This window comes from Candidatus Berkiella aquae (assembly GCF_001431295.2).
GTDB lineage: Bacteria > Pseudomonadota > Gammaproteobacteria > Berkiellales > Berkiellaceae > Berkiella > Berkiella aquae.
The window spans coordinates 452,157-478,410 of record NZ_LKAJ02000001.1 but is presented as its reverse complement, the minus strand read 5'-3'; the positions used below and the strand labels follow the sequence as shown (position 1 = coordinate 478,410).

Annotated in this window: 18 protein-coding genes, 2 tRNA genes and 2 rRNA genes; 6 read left to right on the top strand and 16 right to left on the bottom strand. The window is 42.5% G+C overall.

Annotation, left to right across the window (positions count from 1 at the left end; genetic code table 11):
• Positions 1–59: 59 nt before the first annotated feature.
• From HT99x_RS02275 to tyrS, 5 genes are all read right to left on the bottom strand, one after another.
• Positions 60–2,962: ribosomal RNA gene (locus tag HT99x_RS02275) — 23S ribosomal RNA — on the bottom strand.
• Positions 2,963–3,208: 246 nt separating this feature from the next.
• Positions 3,209–3,284: transfer RNA gene (locus HT99x_RS02270), tRNA-Ala, on the bottom strand.
• 37 nt (positions 3,285–3,321) lie between these two features.
• A tRNA-Ile gene (locus HT99x_RS02265) sits at positions 3,322–3,398 on the bottom strand.
• A 70-nt stretch (positions 3,399–3,468) separates the two neighbouring features.
• A 16S ribosomal RNA gene (locus tag HT99x_RS02260) occupies positions 3,469–5,009 on the bottom strand.
• Together the 16S and 23S rRNA genes with 2 tRNA genes alongside form the textbook arrangement of a ribosomal RNA operon.
• Before the next feature lie 373 nt (positions 5,010–5,382).
• The gene (gene tyrS / locus HT99x_RS02255) at positions 5,383–6,600 is read right to left on the bottom strand and encodes a tyrosine--tRNA ligase (RefSeq protein WP_075066982.1); all 1,218 of its coding nucleotides are present in this window, start codon (positions 6,598–6,600) and stop codon (positions 5,383–5,385) included.
• Positions 6,601–6,816: 216 nt separating this feature from the next.
• Here tyrS and HT99x_RS02250 point away from each other — a divergent pair, with 216 nt between their 5' ends.
• Entirely contained in the window at positions 6,817–8,253 is a 1,437-nt protein-coding gene (locus HT99x_RS02250) for a peptidoglycan DD-metalloendopeptidase family protein (RefSeq protein ID WP_083482938.1), read from the top strand.
• A complete protein-coding gene (locus tag HT99x_RS02245) occupies positions 8,243–9,361 on the top strand; it encodes an anhydro-N-acetylmuramic acid kinase (protein WP_075066980.1) in 1,119 nt (372 codons plus the stop codon). The genes HT99x_RS02250 and HT99x_RS02245 overlap by 11 nt, the downstream gene beginning before the upstream one ends.
• A 2-nt stretch (positions 9,362–9,363) precedes the next feature.
• On the opposite strand, the gene HT99x_RS02240 is transcribed toward HT99x_RS02245, so the two are convergent.
• Entirely contained in the window at positions 9,364–10,659 is a 1,296-nt protein-coding gene (locus HT99x_RS02240; protein WP_075066979.1) for an amino acid permease, read from the bottom strand.
• Positions 10,660–11,107: 448 nt separating this feature from the next.
• Here HT99x_RS02240 and HT99x_RS02235 point away from each other — a divergent pair, with 448 nt between their 5' ends.
• Entirely contained in the window at positions 11,108–12,307 is a 1,200-nt protein-coding gene (locus tag HT99x_RS02235; protein ID WP_075066978.1) for an MFS transporter, read from the top strand.
• Here HT99x_RS02235 and kynU read toward each other — a convergent pair.
• From kynU to HT99x_RS02215, 4 genes are read right to left on the bottom strand one after another with little or no spacing between them, the layout of a single operon-like run.
• Positions 12,300–13,475 (bottom strand): kynureninase, encoded by a 1,176-nt coding sequence (kynU, locus tag HT99x_RS02230; protein WP_075066977.1) that lies wholly within the window; start codon positions 13,473–13,475, stop codon positions 12,300–12,302. The two genes, HT99x_RS02235 and kynU, sit on opposite strands and share 8 nt — an antisense overlap.
• Entirely contained in the window at positions 13,472–14,317 is an 846-nt protein-coding gene (locus HT99x_RS02225; RefSeq protein ID WP_075066976.1) for an ABC transporter permease subunit, read from the bottom strand. The genes kynU and HT99x_RS02225 overlap by 4 nt, the downstream gene beginning before the upstream one ends.
• On the bottom strand, positions 14,314–15,072 hold the full coding sequence (locus tag HT99x_RS02220; RefSeq protein ID WP_075066975.1) for an ABC transporter ATP-binding protein: 759 nt from the start codon (positions 15,070–15,072) through the stop codon (positions 14,314–14,316). The genes HT99x_RS02225 and HT99x_RS02220 overlap by 4 nt, the downstream gene beginning before the upstream one ends.
• Positions 15,072–16,061: an ABC transporter substrate binding protein gene (locus HT99x_RS02215; protein ID WP_075066974.1), complete on the bottom strand. Its 990-nt coding sequence runs from the start codon at positions 16,059–16,061 to the stop codon at positions 15,072–15,074. The genes HT99x_RS02220 and HT99x_RS02215 overlap by 1 nt, the downstream gene beginning before the upstream one ends.
• A 395-nt stretch (positions 16,062–16,456) precedes the next feature.
• Here HT99x_RS02215 and HT99x_RS02210 point away from each other — a divergent pair, with 395 nt between their 5' ends.
• Positions 16,457–16,774 carry a hypothetical protein gene (locus HT99x_RS02210; RefSeq protein ID WP_075066973.1) on the top strand — a complete coding sequence of 106 codons (318 nt, stop codon included), beginning with the start codon at positions 16,457–16,459 and terminating at the stop codon, positions 16,772–16,774.
• Between the two features lie 34 nt (positions 16,775–16,808).
• On the opposite strand, the gene HT99x_RS02205 is transcribed toward HT99x_RS02210, so the two are convergent.
• The 5 genes from HT99x_RS02205 to HT99x_RS02185 form a co-directional block, all read right to left on the bottom strand.
• The gene (locus tag HT99x_RS02205; protein WP_075066972.1) at positions 16,809–21,977 is read right to left on the bottom strand and encodes a coiled-coil domain-containing protein; all 5,169 of its coding nucleotides are present in this window, start codon (positions 21,975–21,977) and stop codon (positions 16,809–16,811) included.
• A gap of 201 nt (positions 21,978–22,178) precedes the next feature.
• Entirely contained in the window at positions 22,179–22,451 is a 273-nt protein-coding gene (locus tag HT99x_RS02200; protein ID WP_075066971.1) for a hypothetical protein, read from the bottom strand.
• A gap of 91 nt (positions 22,452–22,542) precedes the next feature.
• Positions 22,543–22,965 carry a hypothetical protein gene (locus HT99x_RS02195; RefSeq protein ID WP_075066970.1) on the bottom strand — a complete coding sequence of 141 codons (423 nt, stop codon included), beginning with the start codon at positions 22,963–22,965 and terminating at the stop codon, positions 22,543–22,545.
• A gap of 132 nt (positions 22,966–23,097) precedes the next feature.
• Entirely contained in the window at positions 23,098–23,454 is a 357-nt protein-coding gene (erpA, locus tag HT99x_RS02190) for an iron-sulfur cluster insertion protein ErpA (protein WP_075066969.1), read from the bottom strand.
• A 74-nt stretch (positions 23,455–23,528) separates the two neighbouring features.
• Complete coding sequence (locus HT99x_RS02185) at positions 23,529–24,227, bottom strand: DUF6776 family protein (protein ID WP_075066968.1); 699 nt, start codon at positions 24,225–24,227, stop codon at positions 23,529–23,531.
• Positions 24,228–24,541: 314 nt separating this feature from the next.
• Between HT99x_RS02185 and HT99x_RS02180 the strand changes: the two genes are divergently transcribed.
• Entirely contained in the window at positions 24,542–24,973 is a 432-nt protein-coding gene (locus HT99x_RS02180; RefSeq protein ID WP_075066967.1) for a CopD family protein, read from the top strand.
• Here the strand turns inward: HT99x_RS02180 and HT99x_RS02175 are convergent.
• Complete coding sequence (locus HT99x_RS02175) at positions 24,970–25,134, bottom strand: rubredoxin (protein ID WP_075066966.1); 165 nt, start codon at positions 25,132–25,134, stop codon at positions 24,970–24,972. The two genes, HT99x_RS02180 and HT99x_RS02175, sit on opposite strands and share 4 nt — an antisense overlap.
• A gap of 230 nt (positions 25,135–25,364) precedes the next feature.
• Between HT99x_RS02175 and thiD the strand changes: the two genes are divergently transcribed.
• A complete protein-coding gene (gene thiD, locus HT99x_RS02170) occupies positions 25,365–26,201 on the top strand; it encodes a bifunctional hydroxymethylpyrimidine kinase/phosphomethylpyrimidine kinase (protein WP_075066965.1) in 837 nt (278 codons plus the stop codon).
• The last annotated feature ends 53 nt before the right edge of the window (positions 26,202–26,254 follow it).

The following is a 26,254-nucleotide window of genomic DNA, read 5'->3' as shown; positions in this document are numbered from 1 at the left end:
TTATCGTTTTTAAAAATTTTCGTTTGTTGCATATCGCACCCAAATTTCTTGGGCGTTATATGATCAAGCCGCTCGGTCAATTAGTACAGGTTAGCTCAACGCCTTACAGCGCTTACACATCCTGCCTATCAACGTTGTAGTCTTCAACAAACCTTATGGAGACCTTATGGTCTCGGGAGAATTCATCTTGAGGCAAGTTTCCCGCTTAGATGCTTTCAGCGGTTATCTTTCCCGAACTTAGCTACCCGGCAATGCGACTGGCGTCACAACCGGAACACCAGAGGTTCGTCCACTCCGGTCCTCTCGTACTAGGAGCAGCCCCTCTCAATTCTCCAACGCCCACGGCAGATAGGGACCGAACTGTCTCACGACGTTCTAAACCCAGCTCGCGTACCACTTTAAATGGCGAACAGCCATACCCTTGGGACCGGCTACAGCCCCAGGATGTGATGAGCCGACATCGAGGTGCCAAACACCCCCGTCGATGTGAACTCTTGGGGGGTATAAGCCTGTTATCCCCGGCGTACCTTTTATCCGTTGAGCGATGGCCCTTCCATACAGAACCACCGGATCACTAAAACCTACTTTCGTACCTGCTCGACCTGTCAGTCTCGCAGTCAAGCACCCTTTTGCTTTTACACTAACAGCATGATTTCCGACCATGCCTAGGGTACCTTCGCGCTCCTCCGTTACTCTTTGGGAGGAGACCGCCCCAGTCAAACTACCCACCATACACTGTCCACGCTCCTGATTATGAAGCTGTGTTAGAACCTCAAACATTTAAGGGTGGTATTTCAAGGTTGACTCCACGCCACCTAGCAGCGGCGCTTCATAGTCTCCCACCTATCCTACACATAAATGTTCAAAGTCCAGTGCAAAGTTGTAGTAAAGGTGCACGGGGTCTTTCCGTCTAGCCGCGGGTACACTGCATCTTCACAGCAATTTCAATTTCACTGAGTCTCGGGTGGAGACAGTGTGGCCATCGTTACGCCATTCGTGCAGGTCGGAACTTACCCGACAAGGAATTTCGCTACCTTAGGACCGTTATAGTTACGGCCGCCGTTTACCGGGGCTTCGATCAAGTGCTTTGCCGAAGCTAACACTCTCAATTAACCTTCCGGCACCGGGCAGGCGTCACACCCTATACTTCCTCTTTCAAGTTTGCAGAGTGCTGTGTTTTTAATAAACAGTCGCAGCCACCTGGTATCTTCGACCACCCTAAGCTTCATCCGCAGGGATTACACTCAAAGTGGCACACCTTCTCCCGAAGTTACGGTGTCAATTTGCCTAGTTCCTTCACCCGAGTTCTCTCAAGCGCCTGAGTATTCTCTACTTGTCTACCTGTGTCGGTTTTCGGTACGGTTCAATAATGTTTATGCTTAGTGGCTTTTCTTGGAAGCATGGCATCGATCACTTCAGCGCCCGAGGGCACCTCGTCATCACGTCTCGGAATATGTTAGCCCGGATTTGCCTAAGCTAACTTCCTACCGGCTTAAACCACCATAACCAAAGGGTGGCTGATGTAGCCTTCTCCGTCCCCACATCGCAACATTACCAAGTACAGGAATATTAACCTGTTTCCCATCGACTACGTGTTTCCACCTCGCCTTAGGGGCCGACTCACCCTGCTCCGATTAGCGTCGAGCAGGAAACCTTGGACTTTCGGCGTGCGGGTCTTTCACCCGCATTATCGTTACTTATGTCAGCATTCTCACTTCTGATATCTCCAGCGCCCCTTACAGGACACCTTCACAGACCTACAGAACGCTCCTCTACCGCGTGCACAAAGTGCACACCCGCAGCTTCGGTAATTGGTTTGAGCCCCGTTAAATCTTCCGCGCAGGCCGACTCGACCAGTGAGCTATTACGCTTTCTTTAAAGGATGGCTGCTTCTAAGCCAACCTCCTGGCTGTCTATGCCTTCCCACATCGTTTACCACTTAACCAATATTTTGGGACCTTAGCTGGCGGTCAGGGTTGTTTCCCTCTTCACGACGGACGTTAGCACCCGCCGTGTGTCTCCCGTGATAACACTTCTTGGTATTCGGAGTTTGCATCGGGTTGGTAAGATCTTCGATCCCCCTAGCCGAAACAGTGCTCTACCCCCAAGAGTTACTTCACGAGGCGCTACCTAAATAGCTTTCGAGGAGAACCAGCTATCTCCGAGCTTGATTAGCCTTTCACTCCTATCCACACCTCATCCCCTACTTTTTCAACAGGAGTGGGTTCGGACCTCCAGTAAGTGTTACCTCACTTTCATCCTGGGCATGGATAGATCGCCCGGCTTCGGGTCTATTCACAGCAACTTAACGCCCTTATCAGACTCGGTTTCCCTATGCCTCCCTTATTAAAGTTAAGCTTGCTACTGCAAATAACTCGCTGACCCATTATACAAAAGGTACGCAGTCACGGAACTAAATTCCGCTCCCACTGCTTGTACGCACACGGTTTCAGGATCTATTTCACTCCCCTCTCCGGGGTTCTTTTCACCTTTCCCTCACGGTACTGGTTCACTATCGGTCAGTAAGTAGTATTTAGCCTTAGAGGATGGTCCCCCTATCTTCAAACGGGATTTCTCGTGTCCCGATCTACTCATCGTTACCCACTTATATACTCTTTCGTTTACGGGGCTATCACCCTGTATCGCCGTCTTTTCCAAAACGTTCAACTAGAATAAACAAGCTTGTGTAACTGGGCTGTTCCGCTTTCGCTCGCCGCTACTGACGGAATCTCGGTTGATTTCTTTTCCTACAGGTACTTAGATGTTTCAGTTCCCTGCGTTCGCCTTACTACCCTATGAATTCAGGTAGCAATAACTGAATAAATTCAGCTGGGTTTTCCCATTCGGATATCTTCGGATCAATGCTCGTTTGCCAACTCCCCGAAGCTTTTCGCAGGCTACTACGTCCTTCATCGCCTCTTACTGCCTAGGCATCCACCATGTGCGCTTAGTTCGCTTGATCATATAACCCCAAAAAATCTGCTGCGTTGACGATATTGATTTGAATAAATTCAAACCTCATCATCAAACACACGACATTCGGAATTACATGTGAAAACTCTTAAAAATTGCTTTTTAGATTGCAAATGTATCGCGTTGTGTGTTGTTACCAAATTGTTAAAGAACTCTTCTTACACTCTTTCGAGCACAAGCCTTAATTATCTTTTCGAAATAATTAAGGCTTAAACTCTCTTGCCTATTTGACGAGTGGTGGAGCCAGTCGGGATTGAACCGACGACCCCCTGCGTGCAAAGCAGGTGCTCTCCCAGCTGAGCTATGGCCCCTTGTCAAATACTCTTCTTCTTGGTGCGCGCTCATTACTGGTGGGTCTGGGTGGACTCGAACCACCGACCTCACCCTTATCAGGGGTGCGCTCTAACCACCTGAGCTACAGACCCAAGCTGAGAGCGATATTAACTAGACCATGGTATTTGTGTGGACTCTTAATCTTAAGGAGAATCTTTTCGATAAGGAGGTGATCCAGCCGCAGGTTCCCCTACGGCTACCTTGTTACGACTTCACCCCAGTCATGAATCATACCGTGGTAGGCGACCTCCTTACGGTTAGTCTACCTGCTTCTGGTACAACCCACTCCCATGGTGTGACGGGCGGTGTGTACAAGGCCCGGGAACGTATTCACCGCGGCGTTCTGATCCGCGATTACTAGCGATTCCAGCTTCATGGAGTCGAGTTGCAGACTCCAATCCGGACTACGACCGGCTTTTTGAGATTAGCTCCCCCTCGCGGGTTGGCAACCCTTTGTACCGGCCATTGTAGCACGTGTGTGGCCCTACCTGTAAGGGCCATGAGGACTTGACGTCATCCCCACCTTCCTCCGGTTTATCACCGGCAGTCTCCTTAAAGTCCCCGACATAACTCGCTGGTAACTAAGGACAAGGGTTGCGCTCGTTACGGGACTTAACCCAACATCTCACGACACGAGCTGACGACAGCCATGCAGCACCTGTCTCACGGTTCCCGAAGGCACCCTCACATTTCTGCAAGGTTCCGTGGATTCAAAGGTAGGTAAGGTTCTTCGCGTTGCATCGAATTAAACCACATGCTCCACCGCTTGTGCGGGCCCCCGTCAATTCCTTTGAGTTTTAACCTTGCGGCCGTACTCCCCAGGCGGAGAACTTAACGCGTTTGCTGCGATACTAAAAGGTCTAAGCCCCCTAACATCTAGTTCTCATCGTTTACGGCGTGGACTACCAGGGTATCTAATCCTGTTCGCTCCCCACGCTTTCGTGCCTCAGTGTCAGTAGTGGTCCAGGAAGTCGCCTTCGCCACTGATGTTCCTTCCGATATCTACGCATTTCACCGCTACACCGGAAATTCCACTTCCCTCTACCACACTCAAGTTATTCAGTATCAAATGCAATTCCTAGGTTGAGCCCAGGGATTTCACATCTGACTTAAAAAACCACCTACGCACCCTTTACGCCCAGTAATTCCGATTAACGCTTGCACCCTCTGTATTACCGCGGCTGCTGGCACAGAGTTAGCCGGTGCTTCTTCTGTGGGTAACGTCAATCCTCAGCAGTATTAATACTGAGGCCTTCCTCCCCACTGAAAGTGCTTTACAACCCGCAGGCCTTCTTCACACACGCGGCATTGCTGGATCAGGCTTGCGCCCATTGTCCAATATTCCCCACTGCTGCCTCCCGTAGGAGTCTGGGCCGTGTCTCAGTCCCAGTGTGGCTGGTCGTCCTCTCAGACCAGCTACAGATCATCGCCTTGGTAGGCCTTTACCCCACCAACTAGCTAATCTGACGCAGGCTCATCTAATAGCACAAGGTCTTACGATCCCCTGCTTTCCCCCTTAGGGCTCATGCGGTATTAGCCTGGGTTTCCCCAGGTTATCCCCCACTACTAGGTAGATTCCTACGCGTTACTCACCCGTCCGCCACTCGTCAGCACCTAGCAAGCTAGGCCTGTTACCGTTCGACTTGCATGTGTTAAGCATGCCGCTAGCGTTCAATCTGAGCCAGGATCAAACTCTTCAATTTAATCTTGTTTGGTCTTTCGACCGAGTCTTTTTTGTCACCACTTACGTGGCAACTAATCTTGTTGACTCTCGCTCTTGACTAAGCGCCCACACAAATAACATGGTCTATTTTGTTAAAGAACAGTGCTTGTTTCTTATTCAGTCTCAAGCTTTACTTCGTATTCGTCTTCGTTTTCTTTCGTTTCGAAGGTTGCTTATTTTAACCATTCTCAACTCTTTGTCAACACTTATTTTCTTTCGTCTTTTTCGTGTTGTTGTCTCAACTTTCGTCTCGACTCTCGTCTCACTTCACCGGCTTCGTTTGCCCTGTGAAGTGGAGCGAATTCTACGCTTTTTTCGTGCAGTGTCAAACAACTTTTTCATTTTTTTTGAAATTAGGTTGGTTCGACTTCTGACACTGTTATCTTTGCGAAGCGTCTTTTGCCTACCTGCGCAATCACAATAATGCCACTTTTCAGCTGAAAATCTGCAGAATTTACCCGCTCACCATCAAGCTTCACAGCACCTTGCTGGATCATTCGAATCGCCTCAGAAGTGCTCTTAGTTAGCCCTGCTTCTTTCAAAACATGCACCAATGCAACCTCTTTTTTGGAGGTCGAAATCGTTATTTCTTCAATATCATCTGGGATTGCCCCTTGTCGAAATTGTGAAACAAATTGTTCTTCGGCTGTATTGGCAGCCTCAATGCTATGAAAACGTGCCACAATTTCTTTAGCCAAGGTTACTTTCACATCTCTGGGATTCATTCCTTCATCAACAGCTTTGCGTAACGCAGCAATTTCTTGGATAGTTTTAAAGCTTAATAACTCAAAGTAGCGCCACATTAATACATCTGAGATCGACATCATCTTCCCAAACATATTATTAGGGTGCTCTGCGATGCCTATATAGTTGTCTAATGACTTAGACATCTTCTTAACGCCATCCAACCCTTCTAATAGTGGCATTGTAATCACGATTTGAGGGGATTGCTGATGTGCCTTTTGCAACTCTCTTCCCATTAATAGATTGAATTTCTGATCTGTTCCGCCAAGTTCAATATCTGACTTCAACATAACGGAGTCATAGCCTTGTAATAACGGGTATAAAAATTCATGAATTGCTATGGCTTGCCCTTGGCGGTAGCGATTTGAAAAATCATCACGCTCAAGCATTCTCGCTACAGTTTGTTTAGCTGCTAAACCAATCAAGTCTCTAGCACTTAATTTACCTAACCAAGCTGAATTAAAAACAATCTGTGTCTTATGGGGATCTAATATCTTATAGATTTGCGATTCGTAGGTTTTTGCGTTTTCAATAACTTGTTCAACGGTCAAGGGTTGGCGAGTTATATTTTTACCTGTTGGATCCCCAATCATGCCAGTAAAGTCACCGATCAAGAATAAAATCTCATGCCCCATATCTTGGAGCTGCTTCATTTTGTTGATGAGTACGGTATGACCTAAGTGGAGATCAGGCGCTGTTGGATCAAATCCTGCCTTAACACGTAAAGGCGTTCCTTTTTTTAATTTTTCTACTAACTCATCTTTGATTAAAATTTCTTCCGTGCCGCGAGCAATCTCTGCTAACGTGACATCTATATGTGTGCCCATGTACTAATACTCTCAACAAAATTTATTTCTACAGCTTAAATCGTCTTTTAATCATGATATTGTACAAGGTGAAATATCAGTTAATATAATTACCCTTGCCTGTCTTTGATTAATTTTGTTAACCAAATTTCGCACGGTAGCAGCAGAATGAATAAAAATCAACAGACCGCAGCCAACATTGATTTTATGAAAACTGGCAACTAAATTTGAAAGGTAATGTCATCAAGGATGCGAAGTACCATTAAAGTGAAAACCGATTATAAATACAGCACGGTAAAATCTAGCGCAGCTAGATCCACAGCTGCTGCAGTTGCTAGCAAATGGATAACACCCGCGGCTCTTAGTGCTCTGGGATTTGTTGTTATCTGGCGATGCATTAATTGGTTTACCCCCACTTACACCCCAGAATTAACAGAAGATGAATGGCTTGCTTCACAGCAAGTTTCTACCAGCATTGCCTTGCCAGAAATGAATGAACCCGCTAAGCCAACCAAATCGTTAGCTAGCACAGCGCAGCCAAAAGCAACAACGCCAACGACCGTCACTGAAGATCCTTGGCAAACTTTTACTATTAAAGCGGGCGATAACCTTGCTTACTATTTCCAACAAGCCGGGCTCTCTTCTAAGGCCTTAGACGAAGTCATTTCTCTGCGTCAGGCACATTCACTTAAGAAAATATTTCCTGGCCAAACCCTCAGAATCAATGCTGATGAGAGTGGTCGATTACTTGCCCTTCAATTTGATGTTGATCCACTTACCACATTGATGGTTCAACGCCAAGATAACGGCAGTCTAACGGCAAAAGTTGAAGAAAAACCCATTGAAAAGCGTGTTGCCTTTGGTGGGGGTCAAATAAATGATTCTCTATTCCTCGCTGCTAAACATGCGAAACTCGACGATGCCTTAATTATGGAACTTGCCAATATCTTTGCCTATGACATCGATTTTGCCCAAGATATCCAGCCCAATGATAATTTTAAAGTTCTCTATGAAGAATATTTTGTGAATGGGGTCAAAGTCGGTAATGGGCCCATTGTTGCAGCGGAATTTACTAATAATGGAAAAGAATACCGCGCGATTCGTTATACTGATACCGATGGTCAAACTAGCTATTTTAGCCCAGCAGGACAAAGTTTAAAGAAAGCCTTTATCCGTACCCCTGTTCAGTACACTCGGATCAGTTCACATTTTAATTTACATCGTAAACACCCCGTCTTACATAAAATTCGCGCTCATCGCGGCGTTGATTATGCAGCGCCCACAGGCACTCCTGTGAAAGCAGCAGGTCAAGGTAAAGTCGTTTTTGTGGGACGCAAGGGTGGATATGGCAATACGATCGTTCTCCAGCATGGCTCTAAATACACCACTCTTTATGGTCATCTTTCTCGTTTTACCAAAAACCTTAAAAGCGGTATGCCTGTTAAACAAGGCCAAGTCATTGGTTATGTAGGCAGTACAGGACTTGCATCCGGCCCCCATTTGCATTTTGAATTCCGTGTTAATGGCGTTCACCATGACCCCTTAAAAGTAGCTTTGCCATTCGCTGATGGGCTCACGGGTAAAGCCAAAACACAATTTTTAGCTTATTCCAAAGACTTGCTCAGCGTGATGGCTCGCCACGAAAAAACCATGATCGCTTCAAATGAGTACTAATCAGGCTGAAAAATACTTTATTGGATTAATGTCAGGCACCAGTATGGATGGCGTTGATTGCGTCATCGTCGCCTTGGCTGCCACCAAACTTGAGCTCATTGGCTCACACCTTGAACCCATTCCTGAGGACTTAAAATCAACCGCTCTTAAAATAAGCCTTGGTCAGGGCAGTGAATCTTTCACTGAAATAGCAGAACTGGATGCTAAATTTGGCCATTTATTTGCCAACAGCGTTAATCATCTTTTGCAAAAGACTGCCGTCAATGCGCAAGAGATTATCGCGATTGGTAGCCACGGCCAAACGCTCTGGCATCAACCAAGCGGGCGCTATCCTTTTACCTTACAAATTGGCGATCCTAATATCATTGCGAAAAACACAGCGATTACCACCGTTGCCGATTTTCGTCGAGCGGATATCGCTCTGGGAGGCCAAGGAGCTCCTTTTGTTCCTCCTTTTCATCAATGGTTATTTGGCTCTGATAATCCTCGTATTGTTCTTAATATTGGTGGGATTGCGAATATCACTGTGTTGGCGCAAAACGCCAGCCCTTGTTTTGGGTTTGATACAGGCCCTGGAAATGGTTTGATGGATGCTTGGATCATGGAAAACCTTCTTGTTCCTTATGACCAAGGTGGTGCTTTTGCTAAACAAGGTCAAGTTCAGCCTGATTTACTGCAGCAGTTACTGGATGATCCTTTTTTCACGCAAACAGGCCCTAAAAGTACCGGTAAAGATTATTTTAATTTACGCTGGTTAAAAGCTTATCTGAAAAATAAGCCCTTAGCGCCTGCCGATATACAAGCAACCTTATTAGAACTCACTGCCATTTCTATTAGCAAAGCTATCAAGCAAATTCACCCGACTGCAGAAATTGTATTATGTGGCGGCGGCTGCCATAACACGGCATTAGTCGCCTGCTTAGAGAAGCATTTAGGCAAGGGTTACCATTTAAATACCACGCTTAATTACGGCTTACACCCAGATTGGGTGGAAGCCGCTTGTTTTGCTTGGCTGGCTAAAATGCGCTTAGACAATCAAGCCATTGATTTAACCGCAATCACCGGCGCTAGAAAGCCTGCGATATTAGGAGGCATTTTTGCGCCTTAATATTAAATCGCTTCAGCTTGTATAGTAGCTCGCTCCTTTGCTGACATATATAAGCGCATCGGTATTCCCAATAAAAGTAGTACTAATGATAATGTAACCATTTTAAAGCCCGCAGCCCACAGCGAGAAACCCACAAATACTAAAGCGCCCACTCCAATTGCCATTGCAGCTTTGCTTGAATAGCCTATTTTCAGTTTGAAATAAGCTAAAATACAAACCAGATAAATAAGCAATATTAAGGTAATAGAAATATCAATAATGGCATTAAATTGGCTCAATAAATTCTCTTGTAAAGAGAGAAATAGCAAAGGCAGTGTGCAAAGTGCAGAAATAATGAGACCTCGAACAGGCGTACCTTGCTTGTCAACCTTTGCAAAGGCACGGGGGAATAATCCTTCCGTTGCCGCGCCTTGTGCAATGCGACTCACAACCATCGTCCAACCATTAAAAGAACCTAAGCAGCAACAAAAAGCAGCAGCAGCAATAATATGAGTCCAATTTCCACCCAATAAATGCCCTGCCAGATCAGCATAAGGGGCAGAAGAGGTGCTTAATCCATTGCCAAGAATTCCTAGCATTACCACAGACCCTAACACATAAACGAGTAAAGCGATTAACGTTCCTAGCAACGTTGCCAAAGGAATAGTTCGTTTTGGATTTTTTACCTCGCCAGAAGGCACCGTGGCGGTTTCTAATCCAACAAAAGCCCACAATGTTAAAAACATTGCCATTTTCACTCCATCTAATAATTCAACATTATCAGGGGGAGCAAAGCTTAATTGTTGCCAATCTACGACAAAAAGACCAATCAGTGGAATGATGACTAAAGGCATGAGCTTGATTGTCGTCATCACTAATTCAAAACGACCTGCAAATTGGATCCCTTTAAAATTAATGAGGGTCACTGTAGCTAAAATAAGGATTTCGCTGAGTAAAACCATCGGTTGAGACATGCCTCCTACCAATGGTGAAAAGTAACTGACCGCAGCAACAACTAACGCTGTATTACTAATCCAAGAAAGTACCCAATAACCCCATGCAATCCAATAAGCCGCTTCTTTACCAAAGGCGAGACCTACATAATTATGAGGACCACCATTAGCTTGAGTTGTTTGGCTTAATTTTGCAAAAACGGCCGCCAATAACAAAGCGCCTATTCCAGTTAACATCCAACCGACTAAACTAAGGCTACCCAATGTTCCCAAGCTTGCAGGTAAGAGAAAAACACCGGATCCAATTAAATTACCTGTCACCAAAGAAATGGTTTGCAGCAATCCTAAACGAGGACCTGAAGACATACTAAACTCCCAACAAATAATATTTATTCGAGAAAAGTGGCTTAATTTTTGATAAAGAAGTTGTAGTGCCCCTAGCGGGCCTTTCGGAAGGATGATTTAGAACGTTTCAGATTGTCGTGATACATAGCTTACATTCTGTAAAAAGGCGTTGATGTAGCATAAAGGATCTAAGCAACTTTGAATAGGTCACTTGTCCCATGATTCTTCCTTTTATCGCAGCTATCGCTCTGGATGTCAAGTTCAACGACTTGGAAAGAGTGTGGCTACAAAGAAATGAAATTTTATTGACGATAAGCTCACTAGCTCGTTATCCTAACGAATTATACCCACAGCAGATGATTTGTCGGGTAGGCGCCGAACTCCCGAACAACCGCAATGTATACAAAATTCATGAGGATTGTGAGGTGAGTGAAGGCAACACCCCCGAAAATTCAGCTGCGAAGGGTATATGTTTAGATTTATTGCTATTCTCCTCATTCAGATCCTTGTCGGCGTAGAAATCGATCTTTTTACACCGAGCTTTCCTGAATTACAAAGCGTATTTCAGCTATCTCCTGTGATGGTGCAATTAATGCTGAGCGTTAATTTTATCGCTTACTGTATTTGTTGCTTATTTGCGGGCACCTTAGGCGATCGCTATAACCGCCGATATGTCATGCTGTTGAGTTTAGTGCTTTTTGTTATCGGTAGCGTCTTTTGCGTTAATGCAGATCAGTATATTGGGCTCTTGCTCGGACGCTTTTTGCAAGGCATTGGGATTGCAGCGCCTTGTACTCTTTCTTTTGTGATCATTGCGGATGAATATCCTATTGAAAAACAGCCTGGTTTAATGGGGACGCTGAATGGTTTGACGACAATGGCAATGGCCTGTGCACCCGTACTTGGAAGTTACGTTGCACTTTACTCCAGTTGGCGTGGCAATTTTTTTATCCTATTAATATTAGGGCTAATTTGTTTGGCTGTCAGCTGGTTTGCTATCCCTCACCGTAAAGGGGATCCAAACGTTTCACTCTCACTGAAGGCCTATTTGCCATTGCTGCGTTCGCCTTCATTGCTATCTTATATTGCGGCATTCTGTTTACTATGCATTCCTTATTGGTTATTTGTGGGCATGTCTCCCATCCTTTATATGCAAGATATGGGCGTCCCATTAAATCATTTTGGCTTCTATCAAGGGGCTACTGCACTGGTGTTTGCTAGCGTTAGCATTTTCAGCCCTTATATTCTGAAAAGAGTTGGCACCCATCGATGCTTCTATATAGGCATTGGACTGTGTGCGTTAACGGCCCTCATGATTAGTTGGCTACTCTGGTATCGCATCCAAAGCCCCATGCTTATCACTTTGATGATGATTATTTTTGCGATTGGCGCAGTATTCCCCATTAACATTATTTATCCTTATTCCCTGGAAATTATCCCTAATAGCAAAGGACGCAGCGCAGCGCTAAATCAAAGTTCGCGATTAATTTTTACGGCGATATTACTTGAAACGACAAGCTTCTTTTATCAAGGTAATTTTATCGCTGTGGGTATTGGTATGCTTATCCCCTTGATGCTCTTTTTCTGGATAATTCAAAAACTCATTGTCAATCAATGGCTCACTTTTGATTCACCCTCTATAGCTTTACAAGCAGAACATGTCATGTAACGAGGAGGCGCTTTTGAAATACCTCCCGTTGATAGAGTCGTGATTCAAAGATTTCAATTAATGTTTGCACCACCCGGTCGATATCGAGTTCATCGATATACAGTGGGGAAATACCCATGCGAATAAGCCCTGGCTCTCGGTAATCAACAATAACGCCTCGTGAAATAAGCGCTTGTGTGATGGCATAAGCTTGTGGGTGAGCATAAGCAACGTGCGAACCTCGAACACTTGCCGCTTGAGGTGACACTAAATGTAACATAGGAAGCGCTTGCTGAATCTTGTCAATCAGTTGTTGCGAAAGTTTGACACTTTTTTCTTGTAAACTAGATAAGTCAACCGCATCAAAACAGGTTAAGGCTCCCTCTAATGCTTTGAGACTCATAATCGCTGGCGTTCCAGTTAAAAAAGCTTTGATCCCCTCAGCTGGTTCAAAATCAGGCGCAAAAGCAAACGGAAGCTTATGCCCCATCCAACCTTTAATCATAGGAACCATGCGTTCATGGTGTCGCTTGGTAGCATAGATGAAGCCAGGGGCCCCGGGTCCACCATTCAGATATTTATAAGTACACCCTACTGCAAAATCAACGTGATCATCAGCACAAGCAAGCGACATTGCACCCACACTGTGAGACAAATCCCATACCACTAAAATACCTAATGCATGCGCTTTTTGCGTTAATGATGCGATATCATGTTTTTGACTGGTGCGATAATTGACTTGTGTTAGCATTAATACTGCAATCGTCTCATCAAGCATTGCAACCAATTCATTGTTAGCGACCGTTTTTACCTGAATCGTCGGATCGATTGCGGTGATAGATTGTGCAATATAGTGATCCGTCGGAAAATTATCATGCTCTGTTAAGATAACTTTACGTTGACTATTTAATGCTAATGCCGTTAATAAACATTTCAACAAATTAATTGAAGTGCTATCAGCAACAATCACTTCTTCAGGCTGCGCACCTATCAAGGGAGCAATTGATTTACCAAGTTTTTGTGGCAAATGAATCCATGCTGACTTATTCCATCCTCCGACGAGTTCATGACTCCAACTTTGCAAACCTTCATTGAGAGTTTCTTTGGCTGCATGACAGACAGGACCTAAAGAATGACCGCACAAATAAATTTGCTTATCAGGGATAGCAAAAAGAGTTCTGTTCTTCACAACGCTTGCCTCACTCCAAACCGCTGATAACTGATTGCGAATAAAACAATCGCTCCCGTAATAAATTTGAGATCGGTTGGCGCTAATCCCATGCTCAATGCCATCCCTTGCATTTGCTGATAGATAATGGCCCCAACAATCGGTGCAAGCATTTGCCTAAAAAGGGTTTGTGTTCCGACCAAACTTTCGCCAATCATGAGTGCCGCTAAAGCATGAATGACAATACCCAGGCCCATGCTAATATCGGCATAGTGTTGAATTTGCACAATAATACTACCTGCAAAAGCGGATAATGCATTGCCTGCAAACAGACCTAGAAATAAATACTTTGAGATGACAATTCCTTGCTTAGCAGCACAATGCGTATTCAAACCAACCGCACGAAATCGTAATCCTTTCTCAGTCATCAGAAAATAATAGCCAAGCCCTAATAACAAGATATTGATACTGAGTAACAATACTATATTGCCAGGAAATAAATCATTTATTTCAAATAAAGGAACATTGGGTTTACCCATTAGTCGTAAATTAATGCTATAGACCATGGTGCTCAAAATAATGCCTGATAACAACGTATTAAGCCGTAATCGCAGGTGCAAATATGCGGTCCCAATACCCATCATTCCACCGCATAAAGTAGCAAGCAATATCGCCAATAAGGGGTGACACCCCTTAACGGCTAATACGCAGGCAACGGCCCCTCCTAAAGGATAGGCTCCCTCTGCCGTCAAATCAGGAAAATTCAATAGGCGAAAAGGTATCATGACACCCAAAGCAACCATCGCCAGTATCAATGCATATAACAAACCGCTGGGAATCAATGACAAATAGGTTGCAATCATTGGAACACCTCGTTATTTATTTGAAATAGCTCAAACAAATCTGCCATTTTTAATGATTTTTTTTGTCGCTGATTAAAATCATGACTGATCTGGCCTTGATGAAGCATGATTAATCTATCACCATAATTGAGGGCATCATTAAGATGATGTGTTACCATCAACGCCGTGATTCCTAATTCAGCAATCATTTTTGCTGTGAATTCCATGACATCAATCTGCGTTTTAGGATCTAATGCCGAACAATGCTCATCTAGCAATAATAGAAATGGCTCATTTAAGGTTGCCATCAGCGTCGCTACCATTTGCTTTTGCCCACCTGACAAACAAGAAAGAGGCTTGTCTAAATAGATTTCTAAAGCGGGATTTAAATGAAACAATTTTTCTCGGAGATTTGCATAGTGGTGCTTTATTTTTTTAAATTTTGCTTTTTCACCTCGCAATTGGCTTAACACTAAATTCTCTAATAATGTCATCTCTTGAATAGTGCCTTGCAAAATATTTTGTGAAACCCCACTGATATATTTTGCGCGTTCGCTGAATGATAAAGTTGTAATATCTCTTCCATTTAACAAGATCTGACCTGAATCAAGGGTGTTTTCGCCCGATAATGTTTTTAAGAAAGTCGATTTTCCTGAACCATTACTACCTATTAATACGCAAAATTCACCTGGCGCCAACGACAAATTTAGCTTGTTTAAAATAGGTGACGTATCTTGCGTAAAGGATTTTACAATATTTTTTGCTTGTAACATCATTATTCCACCACCGTCACATTTTCTATCTCAGATAAATCAATGCCATACTTAAGTGCTCTTTTTTTACTGATATAACCTTGATGATCTTGAGCTTTGGGATAGCGTGGGGTGAGCGTATTAAACGGTTTGCCATTGAGTAATCCGGCTATCAATTGTGAAGTATTGACTCCCACTTGATAGTAAGAAACACCCATACTAGCCAGTACTTGATGGTTTTTTACGGCATCTTCATTCGCATTAAATATCGGAATATTCATGCGGTCTGCTTCTTGCACAATAGCCGGTAATGATGGTTGAATAAGACCACTAACGCCAACATAAATGAAATCGACTTTATTTTTGAGGGCTTGCATTCGAAACGGGATATCTCTGGCATGCTCAACCGGTATGCAAATCACGTCCATCTCTAATTCTTTTGCAGCCTTTTGAAGCATATTCACTAAAGCAATATCATTTGCTTCACTACTTGCATAAAGTAGCCCTACTTTCTTTGCATTAGGTAAGAGCTTTTGAGCAAAAGCTAATAATACATTTAAATCTTGCTTATCAGATGCCCCTGTCATGTTATTGAAGGTGTGTTCATTATCCTTTAGCAAACCTGCCGATATGGGTTCGGTTACATCAGTAAAGAATAGCGGAATATCTTTAATCGTATTTTTGGCATTTTGTGCAATCGGCGTGGAAATAACCACCATGGCTTGTGGTTGCATTGCGCGTAATTTCGCTAGCATCTGTGGAATGAGAGTAAGTTCAAAATTAACATCTAACACTTCGATGCTAATATTTTCTTTATCTTTAAAACCTTGCTGAGCTAAGCCTTCTTTAATGCCCCGAATACTTTCTTCTAAGGAACTATGCGGACCATAATGAGCTATCGCAATTTTAGGCAAAGATGAGGTAGAAACCGCGGGATTTAAACAGAAATAAGTGCAAAGCGTAAGGAACGTTACAATGAATAATGAGAGTAGTATTCTTCGACAAGATAACATGTTTTAACCCTTTTAACCTTTTTATGAAACCAATCAAACGTGCAAACGACTGCGTCTAGCCATCGCCACCAACGGTTTGAAAGGTTATTTAGGTTAAAGGAAAACATTTTCTTACTTGTCATCCACAAAAATAAAATGAAGTATCGAGCTTGAACTTAATATAATTAACCAGAACAAGCAAGCCTTGTTTTTCAAATTATAGGATAAAGGTCCTATTCTGTCAGATGAACATCTCAGCCTATTTGCATGCTGCTTCGAACTCGTAGCGCTTTGCCTCAAAGGAAGATATCAACCCCGTGTATATTCATTAAAAGAAAATGTTTAAAATTACTTTACATTGACAAAAATTTAGTTAAAATCATGACTAAATTTCATTTGTCGCTTTAGGAATACCGATGAGTATCATTAGTGAGGAAAAAATGGCTGCTTATTTACCTGCATTCGAACTACACAAAGCTATTTTAAACGAACAACAAGGGTTAAATCCTAATGAAGAAACCGCTTTGCGTGAAAGTTTACAATTAAATGGGATTAACCTTCATAGCGATATTTTACACGGCAATGAAATCGATCTGAAAACGCGTCTATTTTGGCAAGAAATGGGTATTGATCCCGATTCTGAAGATGAAGTCTATGACTTGTTGCGACGTCTTGGGATTGAAGACTATCCACAAACCCCGGGTGTTACGAATAAAAAATTACTAATGCGTTAATCAATCTTCAAGCTTCAATTAATCTTAACGCCGCTTAACGGCGGCGTCTTTCAGGACTTGACCTTTCAACAGGAGGGGTTTCTGCCGATGGGGTCACTATTTCTGCTGATGGGATGGCTGCACTTGCTGTGCTTGTTGTACTTGGCGATGTTCCACCAAAAACAAAAGTCATCGCTTGTCGTCTTGAAGGAGAAGAAGAGGTTGAGGACGAACTTGCACGCTGTTCACTTGAAGCGGTAGAAGAAGACGACGAACTCATTTGCCTTCCTCGAGAAACCGTGGGGGATCGAGGCGGTGCCAATGCCTCAAGTTCAACCGATTTCGCTTTGGCTGCGGTAACAATATTAGTGGCCATTCGTGTTGCTTGCGTAACACTATCTTGAACCATATAAGCAATCCCTGTTTGGCTTGACATAGATGCAACATCCAGCGCGGCATTTTCTGTTAAATATTGAACCAATGTTTTTTCACCCTCTTTCGCTTTGGTTGCTAGTAAGGTATTAACATCTGGCAAAAATAATTCCGCTGCTTTCGTTGCTTTTTGTACCATATCAACTTTAGACACCAGATCATTCATCAGCGTGATAATACTCACGTAGTTCGAAGAATCTTTCAGTTTGCCCTGTTGGATTAAAGACACCACATCATTGTATTCTTTTGAAACCGTATTCATTAACGTCGCAAATGGATCACGGTTGCCAGGAGTTGGCGTTACAATAAAGGCCTCTCGTAAGCGACTAAGCTGTTCTTGGTTTAAAGGTTGCACCAAATCAGACGCCTGCAAACCAAGGCTATCCATCATATATTCTTTAATAATGGCAAAGTCATTACTGCGCAAGCGCTCCAAGCCTAGCTCTGCAAGGTACTCTTGGTTGCTTAGTTCATGCAATTGGCTGATTATTGTGACAAAAGCATCAAATGTTTGACCACGAAATGCCTTTTGACCTTCTGAAATCAAAACCTGATTAATATTTTCTTTATCGGGCGCGTTATTATACCAGTCCTTGACGCTATCCATCGTGATTTTATCTGCTTTACTGAACACAGCTCCTGCGACACTTTGCATGGTGCTAACGGTGTTGTAAAAATCTGTCGTTGCTTTTGGCCCGAGCGTTCTTTTTAACGCATAGTCTACTGCCTCTTGTGTGATCCCTGCAATCACCGGCGAAAGCAGACTTGCTCCCACCGCAAGTGCCCCTGCTTGGGCAGCTACCGGTATGGCAGCGACAGTACCTGCGGCTAACATCCCAGCAGGCCCTGAAGGTAGTGCCCACAGCGCCGCTGGTATCGCCGCCGTCACGCCTGCGGCAGCCCCTGCATATAACCCATGCATAGCAACATCTTTCCAAGAAGCATCTGCTCGCAAAGGTGGGGCTTGCAAAAAATTGTAGGCAGCTTGCACGGTTTGCAGATAACCTTGAATTTGTGCAGCCCTTTCTGGTCCCAGATGATGAACTAATACCACATTAAGAGCATCAGCACGTGAAGCAGTTTGATCGAGCAATGTACCAGCATAGGCTCCAACGATAGCATTGAACGCCGTCTTCTTTAAACTAGCACCACTCTTAAAATATTTCTCAAGCATGTAATAGACAAAATTGTAAGTAAATCCTTGTTCTTTCGCTATCTGCTCTTGACCATTTTGACGATCTTTTTCGATTTCATTAACCGTATTCGCAAGATTACTCATGCGATTCACAGTCTCAATATTATATTTTAATTCATTTTGATATTTAATTGCATTTTTATGTTTTCTACTTTCGGATTTAGCATGGCTTTCTAAGAGTGAAGGTCTGTCAAAATAAGGTTCTTTATCGTGTACCGTTTTCGTCATATTTTCTACGCGTCTTGCCAACACCGCACATTTTTTAGAATAGTCTTGCTGGCATTCCGCTCTTGCTTTTGTCTCATCAAAAATCAGTGTCGGTGCCATCTTTTGCAACTCTTTGGCGATTTCAATATTAACGAGAGGTTCTTGTCCTTTAGAGTGCACAAATTCCTCGTGAATCATCTGCATTTTTGCCTGAATTTGTTGCACCTGTTGTAATTCTGTTTCAGCATCTTTTGCAGCTTGAGAGGTTGTCCAGAAAAAATAGCCTCTTGGGTTTTGTTCTACTTTTTCCTTGGCTTTTGCGACATCCTGATCTATAGATTCAAGTAATTTATCCATCTCTTTTTTCATAGCAGTGAAATTACTTGCCATATTAGGTTCGGTGATATTAAGATAGAGAGAGACTAATCTGGCATCGGTGCTTGTTGGGTTCTCAATAAGTTTTTGCATTGCTTGAGTAATTTCAGCTTCTCTATGTTTTAAGGCATCATGAGCCTGCGTTAGCTCAGCACTCACTGCGGTATTTTCATTTATTACCTTTTCAAAATGTTCAATTTGAGAGGCAAGCCCTGCATATTCAGGCGTTTTAGAAAAATCAAAACGACCTTGTGCACTATAAGCTTTTTTATGCGGCTGAAATGCATTTTCAGTCGCTTTTAATTCTGTTTCTAATTTTGCTTTCGCTTGCTGTAACTGTTTCAACATTAAATCAGCATTGCTCACGGTGGCAGGCTGTTTTAATCCGGCTGCTGCTTTTGTTAAATCTTGTTCGATAGATTCTAATCTGCTGCGCATAGCGGTTTGTTTTGCGGGCAGTTCTTCATCAAAAAGTTGTTGCGCGGCTTGGTAATTCTTTTTTGCCTTAGCAGCATTCACTTTCAATCGTGCAATGATTGCATCTGACTGCTCAAGTATTGCAAAAACTTGTTCATAATTTTTAACAGCAAGTGTTTTGCTGGCAGCACCAGAAGCGGCGCTTAATTGATTCAATTTCTCTGCATAGTTTATTGCTTGTTTTTGTTGCAATTTAAGATCATCTAACTCCAAACCAACCAGCGATGCTCCCCATTGAAACCAGGTTTGTTTTGCTTCTACGGCTACTGGCGTTTGGGGGGAGTGCGAAAAACTAGCAGTAATAGGTGCCTCAGTGACAGTAGCAGCAAGTTTATACTGACTCCCCATCTTTTGTTCTAGAAGATAGGCTAAAGTGACTCTAGGCTCTTCAAAGTTTTTTTGTAGATAATTTGCAATGAATCTTCCGCCTTTTTCTGAAATCCATTGCATCATGAAACCGGGATCTTCATGATTTAAGCGAGCTCTGTCATTTCTCACCAGTTCATCATATGCAGCAAAAGCTGTTTCGGGAAGTGTGAGAGATGTACCCAACGAAGAAAAAGCTCGTCTCATCGCAATTGTTTTTTGTTGTTCATCAATGGATTGTGCAGCTAATGATTCTTTAGTCGAGAGTTGATTTAATCCCGTATTAAATGAAGTACACAATATTTTTAATTGTTCAAGCGAGCATTTCTTTATTTCACTGACACTATGAGGCGTAGCAAGACATCTTGTAAATTCTCTTAGGCGGGCTTCTGCTAATTGGATCACTTCTACAGGCGCATTTTGATATTTTAAATCATCGATTTCTTTCCTTAAAACGGTATCTATTTTAAGGTAAAAATTGGGATTTGATTTTTGCACAAGGGCTAATAGCTCAATAGCCTCTTTTTGCCATGCTTTTTGAAATTGTTCAAGCATAATGCGATCAACACTGTCTTCTGATGTTGTGGCTAATTTCTGAACATCGCGATTTATATCATGTGCTGTCGCCTTTTGGATAGCAGATTGCCATTCTTTGTTGGCTTCACGAATAGATTTTTTAGCAGGTCGCACCTCATTATTCAGAAAAGCGTTTCGTATATTATCAATATCACCTGTAGCAATATCTCTTGCCTCAGCGCGCTTATTATTAGCTGATTCCAGCATATATTCTGTAATATCGCCCAAGTGATTTTTCAGCATTTCTCTAGCCGTGTACTTGGCTTGTGCTCCTACTCCATAACCTACTTTCTGATTGTAGCCCATCATGTTATCAATATCGGGTAAAAGCTTAGTCACATTGGCCTTACGTTGTGTTGATTCAACATCGAGTAATGCCTGTTCTGACAAAGACATTAACATGTAATATTCTCTTGAAGAGGATAATGATTTAGCTGTTTCACATTCCTTCAAAAAAAGATCTTTTGCTCGGGTGAATTTCGCAGCCGCCTCTGGGGTATTGGTATTAGCGAAAGCTTCTCTTTTTTGGCTCAATTCTTCAGGTGAGAGGGTATGCAAGTTGGTTAAAAGGTTTGGATCGCGAATGTCAAATCCCAGATTATCTAAGGTTTTGATCATGAACTCTTTAAAACCAGGCTCTTGTAAGCGCTTAAATCCTTTCTTCTCCAAATCAATACCTTTTTCACGATGCTCGCTACTAAATTGATAGATTTGATGAGCATTGGCAACAAATTCTAATATGATATCGAAAGAAGCCAATTTAGCAGCATAATCAAAGGCATTTTTAACATGCTGATTTAGACGTTGATTATCCGTTGTTCTTTCATCAAGCTGCGACTCATTTTCAAAGAAATCAGCGATTGCATTTTGCGCGACCGTCGTTGTCAGCTGCTTTGCGGCTGCTCCTATTTCGCCTACAATGTTGTGTTGCTTTGCAAGTTTCGGCTCTGTTTGAAGTTGGCTATAGGCTTGTGTTTTGTCGAGCCTATTCAATATTCTAATAGGCTCTTGATTATCGTTAATCGCAAGCATTTCTACCCCGTACTTTACCGCTTCTTCCGTCATTTTTTTTTGCCAAGCATCAAATGTGGCCTTTTTTTTGCTCTCTATCGCTTTTTTGCTTTTCTTTTTAGCGCCAGGTACCAGTAAGTTTTTAATTTTTGTAAGCCGATTAGGTTTTATTTTTTCAATCTCGGCAGCAAGCGCCTCGTAATTCCCACTTTTTGAGAATATTTGTGCGCCCTTTTTTATATTTTCGATTTTGCTAATGTCGTTTTCTATATTGCTAATAACGACATTCGCTGCTTGAAGAAATTTTGCGTTTAAAGGGAGGCTTTGTAAATTTTCTTTCAATAGGGTATTGAAGCTTTTCAAGTCTTCTAAATTCGAAAACCGGTCTCGTTGCGCAAGCTTCGCAAAATCTGCTGGAGCGAGAATATTTTTAAGCACCGTTCGCAGATTGTTAAGATCTGCCTTGGCATGTTTTAAAAGGGTATCATCAAGAGCGTGAAAAACAATGTCATTGATTCCCCCCTCTACTTCTTCTGCTTCTCTGACATATGCGTTTTCGCCAGGTTCTCTTCTTGCTGTCACCATAGCTGGTACACCTAAAATAGGCTGCGCTTTTAAGAGCGTTCTTATTATTATCTCAGTAATGTAACAAACATTCTATAGGCATGCAAACTGAGGGTACATGTGGTGACCTATTACTAAAGATTTTACTTGAAGAATAAAGCTTGGATGGCGAGAATATTGTCAGAAAAGCCCTCTCAAAGCATTTTTTGAGACGGCTTTTAATTAAAATTGGGCACTTAATGCTCGAGCAAGCGCCGCATCTTCTTCTTCTTGTTGCAGCTTTAGGGCTAATGCAAGCGAAGTCGCTTCTTCATCTTGTGCGATCTGAGTTTTTGTTTGAAAAGCCGTAAATTGAAAATTCATTCGTTGATGATTATTGGTTGCTAAACCACGATCAGATTCGGTGCCATACTCAATACGGCTGCCTTTGGCATTATTGAGTTTACCTTCTTCAAATTTTTTTGCTAAACCTTTAACATCTGTTCCTATTGACATAGTGTAATACCTTCTCATTTCTAAAACGCCATGCTAAGAAAATGTTCTTATTTTTACTATTAATTGAAGATGTAACCGCACAAAGAGCCGACTAACAGATAGTTGCAATTACCATAAAAAGACCAAGCATGATAGGGATATCAATAAGATAAGAAACCAAAGTACCGAATAAAACCGCTTTCGCGAGTTTAAAAGAAATGTACAACTCTCGATCATAAAAATACCAAACAATTAACAACCATTCTCCTATTCGAATCATTGTTAAGAGCAAAAAGTAGATATCCGAATCACGCCCACCTAGCGGTGATCGCCCTACACCCAATTGAATATGTAAAACGCCTAGCAAGAGTGTGTTTAAGAGCGCCCCCAGAACAACACCTAATAAAGTCCTGGCAATCCCTACCTTCCAAATATTATTGGGTATTTTATAAAGATGGTTAAGATATTTTGCATAGCCTGAATAGCAAAGAAATTTCAGGAGAAAATAAAATAGCGAACCTAAGAGAATCATCATGTGCATGGTCTCATTATGTGCTAGCTAAGCAAAAGATCAGACTGTGCAAAATCTAGGCTTATTTTAAATATTGGAATATAAAAAACACTATAACCATGGAAATGCTATTCCAGCAAATAGGAATGCAACGATTTATAAGGCGAAAGAAGAGCCGCAGCTACAGGTTGTTTGTGCATTTGGATTTTTCACCACAAAGTGGGCACCTTGCAAACTTTCTTGATAATCAATTTGCGCACCAGTCAGATACATCATGCTTAAAGCATCAACCACCACATCAATGTTAACGGTGTCTCCATCGACTGCAATGGCTTTACTCACAATGGTGTCGTCTTCTTTGGTATTTTCATCAAACGCAAAACCGTATTGAAAGCCAGAACAGCCACCACCTGTAATATAAACTCGCAGTTTAAGGTTGTAATTCCCCTCTTCTGCAAGAAGCTCTTGTACTCGCTTTGCTGCCGCATCGGTGCACGAAATAACTGCGTCCATGAATTAACCTTTTTATGTACTTACTCTGTTATAACCCCATTTTACAGCAAAGTTCCTTTAAGTCACAGGAATCCTTAACCCGTTTGAATACTATTATGGACTAACCATGGAAATTGCTGCTGCACGGATGGCCATCCTCTTTCAGGTTTAACCGCAACTAAAACGCCCTCTGCCAGGAATTGGGGGGGTAAAGTTAATTCACCGCTCAACTCTTGTAAATAGCGAAACTTAAAGGACAGGCCATCATCACTACCGGAATTAACATATTTCACTGGTAATAATATGGTTTTATCTCCCACTTTTCCGACAATCGTCATTGTCACTAAACCCTCAATATATTCTGCAGAAGCAAACTGCTTACTAAGCACGACAAGATAACGGTATTGATGTTGTGCACTATTGGGAAATATCTGAAAATTTTTGATTTGCACGCCTTGCTTAACTGGCATGACACCAGAGACAGATTGATAAAGATTCATATGCTGCGCTAATTCTGCATTATTCGCTTGCAGTGTTCGAAGGTAGCCACCAAGATTTTTTTTTGCTTCTGATTCAATTTCAAAATTGCGTTTAGCAATAATCAATTCCTTTTGAATTCGCTGATTTTCATCGGTCAATTGCTGGACTTGTTCTTGCAACCCCGATTCATTGACTGCAACTTTGGGTGTCGATTCATTTGTTTTTAAAGCAGCTCTATAAGTTACGACACCAACAATAACTAACAATAAAGCACATGTGCCTAACGATAAGCGGCGACCTGGTTTTTCCCGCATGGTTTTTCCTCGCTTTACTTATCAATGATAATTAAACATTCCACTTCAAGTCATGCTTCGCATCTTGAAGTGTACTTAGTATATACCGCTTCCTACTTCAAAAGATGAGATTCAAAATGGCTAGCAAGCGGTATATCTTGTTTGAATGCTGCGCACGGAGTAAATCCGTGCTTGCAATCAGGGGGAGAATCGCGATTCTCCCCCTGATAACCCCCATCGCGTAAAGTTACACTTCAAGTCATGCTTCGCATCTTGAAGTGTACTTAGTATATACTTGGCGCCGCAATACAAGACTCGATTATAAGGATAAATCTATGTTGTGGGTAAAAGCTTTCCATATCATTGCAATGACCGCCTGGTTTGCAGGATTATTCTATTTACCCAGACTCTTTGTTTATCATGCTGACTTGCCGAAAATCGATCAAGCAGGTCACGATCGATTTTGCACAATGGAAAGACGTTTGTTTTGGGGGATTATGACACCTAACGCCATCATCACGCTTTTGTTAGGTGTCGGATTAGTACACATGATGGGTTATTCTTTTAGCGCTCCCCCATTATGGTTGTCATTGAAATTATCGGTAGTCTCTTTGGTGATTATTTATCACCTTTATTGCGGCATTCTTCTTAAGAAATTCAAACAAGGGGCCAATACTCGCTCTGCATTGTACTATCGAATATTTAATGAGCTTTCGATCGTGATGTTCAGCGCAATTGTCTTATTTGTGGTATTAAAACCGCATTAAATTTCAATCATTTCGAAATCATCTTTCATTGCGCCACAATCTGGGCAACGCCAAGTGAGGGGAACCTGCTCCCAAGTCGTTCCGGGCAATATGCCTTCATCAGGCTTGCCTAACGTTTCATCATAAATAAAGCCACATAACAAACACATAAATCGTTTCATGATAATTCTCTTAAGCTACTAGCTTGTTTTAAGGACCCGCAATTCTCTCACGAATAGCGAACTCAGGGAATATTGAATACAGATTTGAAAGCGTTTCCTTACCGGAGGCCAATGAGTGGTATATACTAAAAATCAACCAATATCCTTATTGAGAATGCTTTCTGGGTCATGTGCTGTGTAAAAGCACTGCTTTGCTATCCAAATTCAACCTGAGAGAAGATTGCAAAACCATGTATAACGCTGAACCAACCATTCCTGTCGTCATCTCTTTCTCTGCCAGCGATCCTTCTGGTGGTTCAGGTATCCAAGCCGATATTGAATCCTTAGGCTCTATGGGGTGCCATTGCGCTCCTGTTATAACCTCTATCACTGCACAAGATACAACGGATATTTATCAATTTTTCCCATGCCCCAGTCGATTAGTGCATGATCAAGCCCGTGCCGTTCTTGAAGACATTCAAGTGGCTGGTTTTAAAATTGGTATCTTAGGTTCCATTGAAAATATTCGCGCTGTACACCAAATCCTGAGTACCTATCGTGATATTCCTGTTGTATTAGATCCCTCTTTACATCTAGGGGCTAAAGCAAAATCCTTTGACCCAGGCATCTTAGAAGCGATGATTGCGCTCATTCTGCCATTTGTTACGGTGTGTACCCCTAATGCAAATGAAGCCAGATTACTCGCCTGCGAAGCCGATTCCTTAGATGCTTGTGCACAAGAAATTATGGCGCATGGTGCTGACTATGTGCTGATTACAGGCCAAAGCGTATTACCCAATAAAATTACGAATAGTTTTTATGGCAATTATCGACGCTTAGAAGTCTTTCATTGGGATCGCTTAGAAAATCATTATCAAGGTTCAGGTTGCACTTTATCTGCTGCTCTGATTGGTTTACTCGCTCAAGGTCTTGCGCCTTCTTCTGCGGTACATCAAGCTCAAGAATACACCGCAGAATGCTTAAGACAGGCTTACCGTCTGGGCATGGGGCAACATTTACCTAACCGACTTTACTGGTCAAGAGAAGCTTCTTTTGAATATGACGTTAAAAAAGAACGAAAAAATTAGTTAATTAACTTTTTTATATCTTAATCTTCGCATCTTTAATCAGGGGCGGTATA

Excerpts from the sequence above, each read along its gene's own strand:
- HT99x_RS02245 (WP_075066980.1), top strand. The coding sequence starts at position 8,243 with ATGAGTACTAATCAGGCTGAAAAATACTTTATTGGATTAATGTCAGGC.
- HT99x_RS02235 (WP_075066978.1), top strand. The coding sequence starts at position 11,108 with ATGTTTAGATTTATTGCTATTCTCCTCATTCAGATCCTTGTCGGCGTA.
- HT99x_RS02220 (WP_075066975.1), bottom strand. The coding sequence starts at position 15,072 with ATGATGTTACAAGCAAAAAATATTGTAAAATCCTTTACGCAAGATACG.
- tyrS (WP_075066982.1), bottom strand. The coding sequence starts at position 6,600 with ATGGGCACACATATAGATGTCACGTTAGCAGAGATTGCTCGCGGCACG.
- HT99x_RS02225 (WP_075066976.1), bottom strand. The coding sequence starts at position 14,317 with ATGATTGCAACCTATTTGTCATTGATTCCCAGCGGTTTGTTATATGCA.
- HT99x_RS02180 (WP_075066967.1), top strand. The coding sequence starts at position 24,542 with ATGTTGTGGGTAAAAGCTTTCCATATCATTGCAATGACCGCCTGGTTT.
- HT99x_RS02205 (WP_075066972.1), bottom strand. The coding sequence starts at position 21,977 with ATGGTGACAGCAAGAAGAGAACCTGGCGAAAACGCATATGTCAGAGAA.
- HT99x_RS02195 (WP_075066970.1), bottom strand. The coding sequence starts at position 22,965 with ATGATGATTCTCTTAGGTTCGCTATTTTATTTTCTCCTGAAATTTCTT.
- HT99x_RS02210 (WP_075066973.1), top strand. The coding sequence starts at position 16,457 with ATGAGTATCATTAGTGAGGAAAAAATGGCTGCTTATTTACCTGCATTC.
- HT99x_RS02200 (WP_075066971.1), bottom strand. The coding sequence starts at position 22,451 with ATGTCAATAGGAACAGATGTTAAAGGTTTAGCAAAAAAATTTGAAGAA.
- HT99x_RS02250 (WP_083482938.1), top strand. The coding sequence starts at position 6,817 with ATGTCATCAAGGATGCGAAGTACCATTAAAGTGAAAACCGATTATAAA.
- HT99x_RS02240 (WP_075066979.1), bottom strand. The coding sequence starts at position 10,659 with ATGTCTTCAGGTCCTCGTTTAGGATTGCTGCAAACCATTTCTTTGGTG.
- HT99x_RS02175 (WP_075066966.1), bottom strand. The coding sequence starts at position 25,134 with ATGAAACGATTTATGTGTTTGTTATGTGGCTTTATTTATGATGAAACG.
- HT99x_RS02185 (WP_075066968.1), bottom strand. The coding sequence starts at position 24,227 with ATGCGGGAAAAACCAGGTCGCCGCTTATCGTTAGGCACATGTGCTTTA.
- erpA (WP_075066969.1), bottom strand. The coding sequence starts at position 23,454 with ATGGACGCAGTTATTTCGTGCACCGATGCGGCAGCAAAGCGAGTACAA.
- thiD (WP_075066965.1), top strand. The coding sequence starts at position 25,365 with ATGTATAACGCTGAACCAACCATTCCTGTCGTCATCTCTTTCTCTGCC.
- HT99x_RS02215 (WP_075066974.1), bottom strand. The coding sequence starts at position 16,061 with ATGTTATCTTGTCGAAGAATACTACTCTCATTATTCATTGTAACGTTC.